Genomic DNA, 7,124 nt, shown 5'->3' on the forward strand with positions numbered 1-7,124 from the left:
ACCCTCCCCCCCCCATACCCCCCCCCCCGCTGCTCGACACCCCAAATTCGCGGGGGGGGGGGCCCCCCCCCCCCCCCCCCCGCTTGTGCCGCTATCCGTCGATCTGCCCGATCAGCAGGGCTCCACGGCCGTGCAGGCGATGCCGCAGCTGCCGCAATCGGTGTACTGCGCGCTCGGCACGGGGCAGTCGACGTACGTGCAGGCGATGCCGCAGCTGCCGCAGTCGGTATACCGCGTCTTGGCGGCGACGGTGGTGTCGAAGTCAGCGGTCGAAAAGGTTTCGACGGTCAGCGACTCAAGGGAAAGCTTGCTCATTGGGGTATGCCTTTGTCGGTTGTTTTCAGTGGGCCGTGCGCCTTTCGCCCGGCCGCCGAAAAACGTACCGGCATCTTCCGGATTCGTCAATTTATTTGTCGTAAATTATCATCTGCCAAAAGGTTGCCGATTTGATTTCCTTGAGAAACATACATGCTGCACGCCAGGGTGGGACATCGATGTCCCACGCGGAGGCCCGTTCTGATCCCCTCCAGCGTTGCACCTGTCCATCAGCGGACTCCGGCGAGGGCGGCTTGCACCTCGTCCAGCAGGAACATCTGCTCGGTCTTGCAGTGGTCGTTGTCCGGATCGTCCTTGGCCGGGTCGCGCGGAAAGCGCAGGTCGGCGTCCGCGGCCGGCTGCGGTCCCCACGCCCCGCCGATGGCGCCCGCCAATCCGCACGAGGAAAGCCCCGGCGCCGAGCCCACGCGCACGTTGATCCACCGTTCCACGCCCGGTGGCCGCGGCGCCTGCTGCCCCTCGCGTTCGCCCGAAACGGGGTCCAGCGTAACCAGCAGGCGCACGTCCGCGTCGTCGGCCAGCGACTCAGCCAGCAGCCAGGCCAGGTTGCCGCCGTAGCTGTGGCCAATCAGCGCCACCGGAGCCCCCGCCGCGCGCTCGCGGATGACGCGCGCCATCTCCTGCACCGCGTCCCCGTGCGAAAAGTACAGCTTGCGCGTGTGCTCCCACCGCTCGTCGTACGCGCAGAAGATGCGCACCACGTTGCGGTTCAGCCCGTCCGCGAACCCGCCGACAAAGACGACCAGCGGCGTGTTCTCGCCCGGGCAGGCCGGATCCATGCGGTGCCAGGCGCTGGTGCGGCGACCCACGGTGATCTCCAGGGTACACAGGTCGGCCACGCGGCCTTCGGCCTCCACCATCCGCCCGTCCGCCCCCGCGGCCCGTGCGGCGAACGACGCCTGCCCGGGGCCCGGCACCTGCCCGGTCCACCGCGTCCGGCCCGCCTGCGCGCAGCCCGCATCCGCCAGCACCGACGCCGTCAGCTCGCCGGCGGCCTGGGTGACGCGCACGGTGGCCGGCGCGCCGCAAAGGAACTCGAAGGGCGCCCGGTATGTACCGGCAAGCGCCAGTTCCGCGTGGCGCAGCGTGGGGCGCACGCGCGACGCCTGGTTTTCCGGGCACCGCTGCGCGTCCAGGTACGGTCCCGAGGCGCCGAGCGCGACAAGGGCGAGGCTGAGGCTTCGGCGCATGCGTTCCATCGTGGGATGTTCGAAATCGAAAGGGCACCTGCCTGCCGCGAGCAGGGTGCGTGCCTTCCCTCTACCCCAGCCGGTTGCAAGTGATGATTTCCATCCGATTCACCGCCATCGCTGCCCTGCTCGTCCTCTCCACCGCGTGCGGCGGAGGCGGGGATGACGACACCGTGGCGACGGACACCACCGCCGCCGCGACGCCATCCGCCGCGCCCGCATCCACCGATTCAGCCGCCGTTCCCGCGTCCACCGATTCAGCCGCCGCGGGGGATACCACCTGGGCGCTGCGGCACGACGGCATCGGCCCGCTGCGGGTGGGGATGACGGCGGCCCAGGCGGAGGCGGCGCTCGGCAGCTTTCGCCTGATCCCGTTCAACCCCGGCGCGCCGGCGGATTCGATGGCGTGCGGATACGCCGGGTCGGACCGCTTGCCCGCGGGCGTAAAGGTGATGATGGAGGGGGCGCGCGTGGTGCGGCTGGACGTGGTTTCCGGCGACGTGGCCACCGCCGGGGGCGCGCGCATCGGCGACACGGAGGCGCGCGTACAGCAGCTGTATCCCGGCCGCGTGACGGTGGGGCCGCACAAGTACACCGACGGCCACTACCTAACCGTGCGCCCCGCCGAGGCTTCGGACACCACGCACCTGATCGTCTTCGAAACCGACGGGCAGAAGGTGCTGCGCTACCGCGGCGGCCAGAAGCCGCAGGTGGAGTACGTGGAAAGCTGCGCCTGATGCGAAAAGGGCGTTGCTGAGCCCGTTAGCCGCAGCGTAGGCTCCCTGGGCTGGGAGGGTGTTGCCAAACGCCGGGTTCGAAGGTGGGGACGGGCCGGACGGGGAAACCCGTCCGGCCGGAGAAGCGTCAGGGCGTCACCCGCTCCCGATGGCGGCCCGCTGCCATCCTGAGGGAGCGCACGACCGTAACTTTCCTGACCACAACAGCTTGTGCGCGACCGAAGGATCTTTGTCGGGTCGCGCGAGACCCAGCTCTCGGGAGCCGTTCAAGTCCCTCGGTCCGGCAGACAAGGTCCTTCGGTCGCGCGCAACCTGTTGTGTGAATTGTGATTACACGTGGTGCGCTCCCTCAGGGTGACGGATCCTTTGATCTGGTGGGGGAGGATTGGCAGCCCGCACGGACGCGGCGTCAGGCGTAGGTGTTGTCGTCCATGGTGTAGGTGCCGCGGACGGCGGGGATGCGGGCGAGCAGGTCGCGGTGGATGAGGACGTAGTTGGCTTCGAAGAAACGTTCCATCTCGAAGTGCCATCCGTCGTACACCTCCACGCCCCCCGCCGTCAGCTTGCCGACGGCGTACGGCAGGCCGGCCGCGAAGTCGAACACGTCCTTCAGGTAGTGCCGCGCGTAGATCCAGCGGTGGTTGTACTCGAACTGCGCCACCATTACCCGCTCCTGGGCAAACAGCAGCGTGGCGCCCCGCAGCACGCTGCAGTCGTGCCCCTCCGCATCCACCTTGAGCAGGTGCACCTTCGCGATCCCGTCGCGCGCGCAGAAGGTGTCCGCCGTCTGCGTTTCGATGGCCACGCGGCGGGTGGGGCGGAACGGATCCGGGTGCAGCGAGTTGGTCGTCCCGTTGGGCTCCACCTCGTACATCTCCACCGTGCCGTCCGAGTCGGAAAGGGCGGCGGGCACCGGGTGCACGCGGGTGAGGAGCGGGTGGCCGCCCAGACGTTGGTGGAACGTCTCCATGGTGGAGCGGACGGGCTCGAACGCGTACACGTCCAGCGCATGGGCGCGGGCGGCGGGCACCTGGTCCAGCAGCATCCGCGTCCATCCACCCACGTTGGCGCCCACGTCGAACACCACCACGCGCGGCTCGTCGCGAAACAGGTCCAGCACCGTCGCTTGCAGCCAGCGCTCGCCGTTGCGCGACGGATCGTTGTCCACGTCGTGGCGCGCCACGCGGTAGAGCGCGCGCCCCAGCCTCCACATCCGCCTGCGCCCCACCATGGACAGCAGCGCGCCGCCCACCGCCTGCTTGAGCTTCTGCCTGCGAGTTACGAGCGGCATGGGATATGGATCGGGGCGCGGGTGAGTGGCTGCGGTCGAACACCAACCTGTGGCTCGCGCCGCGGTGAAACAACGGCGTGGGTGGCCGATCTTTTCTGCCGGGTCGGCGGATGATGCGGATCGCGATGCTGATCTGGCAACGCCGCGTCCGCCTGCAGGAGCGAATGAATTCGCCGCTGGGAAAACGCAAAGTCCGCCTGCGCGGACTCGGCGGCCGGGCCGTGTGCGGCATCCCGGGCCCTGCGCGCCCACAGCCGGGGCAAGCTCCCCACGTGGATGCTTGGCTCGCGCGCCGGGCGGTGCTGACACGAGCAGGTGAAGCCTCGCCGGGCGAGCTCCGCGAGCCCAGGACGGGGCTTATGGCCGTTCTAGCCCCGGGCTTCAGCCCGGGGTGGCGGGCACGGCGCCGCTCGTCTCGAGCGGCTCGAAATATTCCGCAGGATACAGATAATCCTCCCCCGTCTCGTCCACGAGGCGAATCCATCCGCTCTGCTCGGCCGAAGGATCCGGCAGCACCCGATACACCTTGTGCGGCGCCAGATCCAGCTCGTACCCGTCGTTCCGCAGGCACAGCACGAAGCGCCGCGCTTCCTCCACTACGGTCACCCAATCCATCGGCCTCTTTGGGTTCGGCGTTGGAGACTGTAAGTTGTCCGCCGCGCCGCGGAATTCAAGAGCGGCGAAACGCCACCAGACGAACACCTTTCGTGGACCTGATCCCCGCACTGGAAGAGGCGCGCGCGGCCGAGAAGGAGCAGGCGCTCTTCTACCGCGCGCTGGCCGCCGAGGCCGAGGACCGCGGCGACGCGGCCATGAGCGAGCGCTTCAACGACCTGCACGCCGACGAGCAGCACCACGTGTCGCGCCTGTCCGCGCGGCTGCTGGAACTGGGCTCCGGCCTGGCCGACATCGCCAACCTGACCTCCCGGCCCGTGGGGATGGCGGCGTGGGCGGCCGCCGCCAAGGCGCGCGAAGAGGCCGAGGTGCAGCGCTACGAGCGGCTGCTGCAGAACGAGCTGGACGCCGAGACGCGCGCGCTGCTGCACGAGATTCTGGACACCGAGCGGCACCACGCCGCGGAGCTGGGGGGCAAGTGGACGAGAGCGTGATGCTGGGACTGCGGGGACGGCGGGCGCTGGTGACCGGCGCCTCGCGCGGGGTGGGGCGCGCCACGGCGCTCATGCTAGCGCGCGCCGGCGCCGACGTGGGCATTGGCTACCACAGCCGCGACGCCGAAGCCGCGCAGGTGGCCGAGCAGGCGCGGGCGCTGGGCGTGCGCTCCTTTGCACAGGCCGCCGACGTGGCAACCCCGTGGGGCGCGGAAATGCTGGTGGAGCGCTGCCAGGTGGAGCTGGGCGGGCTGGACCTGTTCATCGCCAACGCGGGGATCTGGATCCCCGACGAAGTGCCGGTGAGCGCCATGACCGACGCCCAGTGGGACCGTACCATGCTGGCCAACCTGACCTCCGTCTTTCAGACCGTGCGGCTGGCCGCGCGCTTCGTAAGCGACGGCGGGCGCATCGTCATCGTCTCGTCCACGGCCGGGCAGCGCGGCGAGGCGTACCACGCGGACTACGCGGCCAGCAAGGGCGCCCTCATCTCCTTCACCAAGTCGGTGGCGGTGGAACTGGCCGCGCGCGACGTGACGGTGAACTGCGTGGCGCCCGGGTGGATCGACACCGAGATGGTGGAGAAACCCATGGCGCAGGGGCGCGAGGCCATCGAGCGCGCCATCCCGCTGGGCCGCATCGCCAGCGCCGACGACGTGGCGGGACCGATCGTCTTTCTGTGCTCCGCGCTGGCCCGGCACGTCACGGGCGAGATTCTGAACGTCAACGGCGGGAGCGTGCTCTGTGGCTGAGGACGGCTCTGTGGAGGGGAACGGCGGTCGCCCCCGGGTGCTGCTGCTGGCCACCGGCGGCACCATCAGCATGCAGGTGGACGCGGCCAGGGGCGGCGCCGTTCCCAGCCTGACCGGGCGGCAGATCCTGGACGCGCTCCCCGGGGTGGACGCCGTCGCGCGCGTGGAGGTGCGCGAGTTCGGGCGCTTTCCGGGCCCGCACATGACCATCGACCGCATGTGGGAGCTGCGCGCGGCCATCACGGAGGCGCTGGCGGAGGACTTCGCGGGCGTCGTCGTCACCCACGGCACCGACACGCTGGAAGAAACGGCGTACTTGCTGGACCGTTCCCTCCCCGCCGACAAGCCGGTGGTGATGACGGGGGCGATGCGGAACGCCACGGAGCTTTCGTGGGACGGGCCGGCCAACTTGATGGCGGCCATCGAGGTGGTGATTTCGCCCGAGGCGCGCGGCCGGGGGACGATGGTGGTGATGGACGAGGAGATCGTGCAGGGCGCGGAGGTGGTAAAGACGCACACGGAGGCGGCCGGCACCTTTCGCTCGCCCAACTGGGGCCCGCTGGGGGTTACGGACAAGGGCGAGGCGCTCTTCTACCGCGAGTCCCGCCGCAAGCCGCCGCTTGTGCCGGACCGGCCCGCGCTCCCCGTGGACCTGGTGAAGATCGTGGCCGGGGCGGATTCGCGGCTGCTGGAGGCCAGCCTGGACAGCGGCGCGCGCGGCATCGTCCTGGAGGCGCTGGGGCGGGGCAACGTGCCGCCGGAGGTCGTTCCGGGAATCCAGCGATGGATGGACGCGGGCCGCCCCCTGGTGATCACCTCGCGGTCCATGCGTGGCCGGGTGCTGGACACCTACGCCTACCCCGGCGGCGGCCACGTGCTTCGCGAGATGGGCGCCATCTTCGCCGACCACATGACGGGGCAGCAGGCGCGCATCGAGCTCATGCTGGCCATCGGCGTGCACGGCGGCGACCTGGACGCCGTCCGCAAGGTGGTGGAGGCCGGGCGCTACGAGCACTGAGCTCCGGGCGGAATCCTCCCGGACGCGTGGTGAAACCCGCGTCTGCATCCCCCGTATCAGACGGACGCCGGGCTCATCGGGTGAAATCCATACGGAGATCATCATGCGCGTTCAGTTCCTCAAGCTCAAACCTCGCAAGGACGTGGCGTCTGCGGAGCAGGTGCGGGCGCTGCGTGAACGGCGCGGCTGGACCGTGGAGCAACTGGCCGACGAGGTGCGCGCGAGCCCGCTGGAGGTTTCCGCGTGGGAGGAGCGGTGCGGGTGCCGCCGCAGCGGGCGGAGCGCATCCGCTGGTTGCCAGCGACCCCATCCCCTCGCCAGCACCTCCGGCTACGCCAGCGCCCGGCCCAACGGCGAACGGCTGGTGATCGACGCGCCGGCCACGTTCCCTGGTTCGAGGAGCCCGCGGAGTTCTTTACCGGGGTGAATAATACCGAATCCGGGACAACAACATCGGAAGGTACAGAGGAACCGGGAACCGCCAGAGGAACAGAGGTGATCCGCACTCCTCCTCTGTTCCTCTGGCTGTTCTCTCTTCCTCTGTACCCTCACCTCTGTTTTCAGTAGCCCGACTTGAGGTGAGGTGTTTTGCTGGATTTGGTATTACACGGAGTCAACGGAGTTAACGAGTTGGTTCCAGGCGGATCATCCAGCTCCTCGCGGGTGAATGAACCGGGGTGGATGGATGAAA

9 protein-coding genes are annotated in these 7,124 nt (G+C 69.4%); 5 read left to right on the forward strand and 4 right to left on the reverse strand.

Translation table 11 applies throughout. The features are described from left to right. Window positions 1-111: 111 nt before the first annotated feature. Complete coding sequence (locus tag ACOJUJ_RS17775; protein ID WP_420128249.1) at window positions 112-315, reverse strand: hypothetical protein; 204 nt, start codon at window positions 313-315, stop codon at window positions 112-114. Between the two features lie 230 nt (window positions 316-545). After that, window positions 546-1,526: a hypothetical protein gene (locus ACOJUJ_RS17780; RefSeq protein WP_420128250.1), complete on the reverse strand. Its 981-nt coding sequence runs from the start codon at window positions 1,524-1,526 to the stop codon at window positions 546-548. A 92-nt stretch (window positions 1,527-1,618) separates the two neighbouring features. On the opposite strand from ACOJUJ_RS17780, the gene ACOJUJ_RS17785 reads away from it, so the two are divergent. Continuing rightward, the gene (locus ACOJUJ_RS17785) at window positions 1,619-2,263 is read left to right on the forward strand and encodes a hypothetical protein (protein WP_420128251.1); all 645 of its coding nucleotides are present in this window, start codon (window positions 1,619-1,621) and stop codon (window positions 2,261-2,263) included. A gap of 409 nt (window positions 2,264-2,672) precedes the next feature. Here the strand turns inward: ACOJUJ_RS17785 and ACOJUJ_RS17790 are convergent, their stop codons facing one another. Next, on the reverse strand, window positions 2,673-3,554 hold the full coding sequence (locus ACOJUJ_RS17790; RefSeq protein ID WP_420128252.1) for an FkbM family methyltransferase: 882 nt from the start codon (window positions 3,552-3,554) through the stop codon (window positions 2,673-2,675). 381 nt (window positions 3,555-3,935) lie between these two features. After that, window positions 3,936-4,169: a hypothetical protein gene (locus tag ACOJUJ_RS17795; RefSeq protein ID WP_420128253.1), complete on the reverse strand. Its 234-nt coding sequence runs from the start codon at window positions 4,167-4,169 to the stop codon at window positions 3,936-3,938. A 92-nt stretch (window positions 4,170-4,261) separates the two neighbouring features. On the opposite strand from ACOJUJ_RS17795, the gene ACOJUJ_RS17800 reads away from it, so the two are divergent. The 4 genes from ACOJUJ_RS17800 (at window position 4,262) to ACOJUJ_RS17815 (ending at window position 6,860) form a co-directional block, all read left to right on the forward strand. Next, complete coding sequence (locus ACOJUJ_RS17800; RefSeq protein ID WP_420128254.1) at window positions 4,262-4,663, forward strand: ferritin family protein; 402 nt, start codon at window positions 4,262-4,264, stop codon at window positions 4,661-4,663. Further along, window positions 4,663-5,415: an SDR family NAD(P)-dependent oxidoreductase gene (locus ACOJUJ_RS17805; RefSeq protein ID WP_420128255.1), complete on the forward strand. Its 753-nt coding sequence runs from the start codon at window positions 4,663-4,665 to the stop codon at window positions 5,413-5,415. The genes ACOJUJ_RS17800 and ACOJUJ_RS17805 overlap by 1 nt, the downstream gene beginning before the upstream one ends. Beyond that, window positions 5,408-6,433: an asparaginase gene (locus ACOJUJ_RS17810; protein ID WP_420128256.1), complete on the forward strand. Its 1,026-nt coding sequence runs from the start codon at window positions 5,408-5,410 to the stop codon at window positions 6,431-6,433. Before ACOJUJ_RS17805 ends, ACOJUJ_RS17810 begins: the two co-directional genes overlap by 8 nt. A gap of 103 nt (window positions 6,434-6,536) precedes the next feature. Next, window positions 6,537-6,860: a helix-turn-helix domain-containing protein gene (locus ACOJUJ_RS17815; RefSeq protein WP_420128257.1), complete on the forward strand. Its 324-nt coding sequence runs from the start codon at window positions 6,537-6,539 to the stop codon at window positions 6,858-6,860. Window positions 6,861-7,124: the final 264 nt, after the last annotated feature.

The organism is Longimicrobium sp. (assembly GCF_048594345.1).
In the GTDB taxonomy this organism is placed as follows: Bacteria; Gemmatimonadota; Gemmatimonadetes; order Longimicrobiales; family Longimicrobiaceae; genus Longimicrobium.

Coding starts and splice junctions, on each gene's coding strand:
- ACOJUJ_RS17775 (WP_420128249.1), bottom strand. CDS start 315: ATGAGCAAGCTTTCCCTTGAGTCGCTGACCGTCGAAACCTTTTCGACC.
- ACOJUJ_RS17780 (WP_420128250.1), bottom strand. CDS start 1,526: ATGCGCCGAAGCCTCAGCCTCGCCCTTGTCGCGCTCGGCGCCTCGGGA.
- ACOJUJ_RS17785 (WP_420128251.1), top strand. CDS start 1,619: ATGATTTCCATCCGATTCACCGCCATCGCTGCCCTGCTCGTCCTCTCC.
- ACOJUJ_RS17790 (WP_420128252.1), bottom strand. CDS start 3,554: ATGCCGCTCGTAACTCGCAGGCAGAAGCTCAAGCAGGCGGTGGGCGGC.
- ACOJUJ_RS17795 (WP_420128253.1), bottom strand. CDS start 4,169: ATGGATTGGGTGACCGTAGTGGAGGAAGCGCGGCGCTTCGTGCTGTGC.
- ACOJUJ_RS17805 (WP_420128255.1), top strand. CDS start 4,663: ATGCTGGGACTGCGGGGACGGCGGGCGCTGGTGACCGGCGCCTCGCGC.
- ACOJUJ_RS17815 (WP_420128257.1), top strand. CDS start 6,537: ATGCGCGTTCAGTTCCTCAAGCTCAAACCTCGCAAGGACGTGGCGTCT.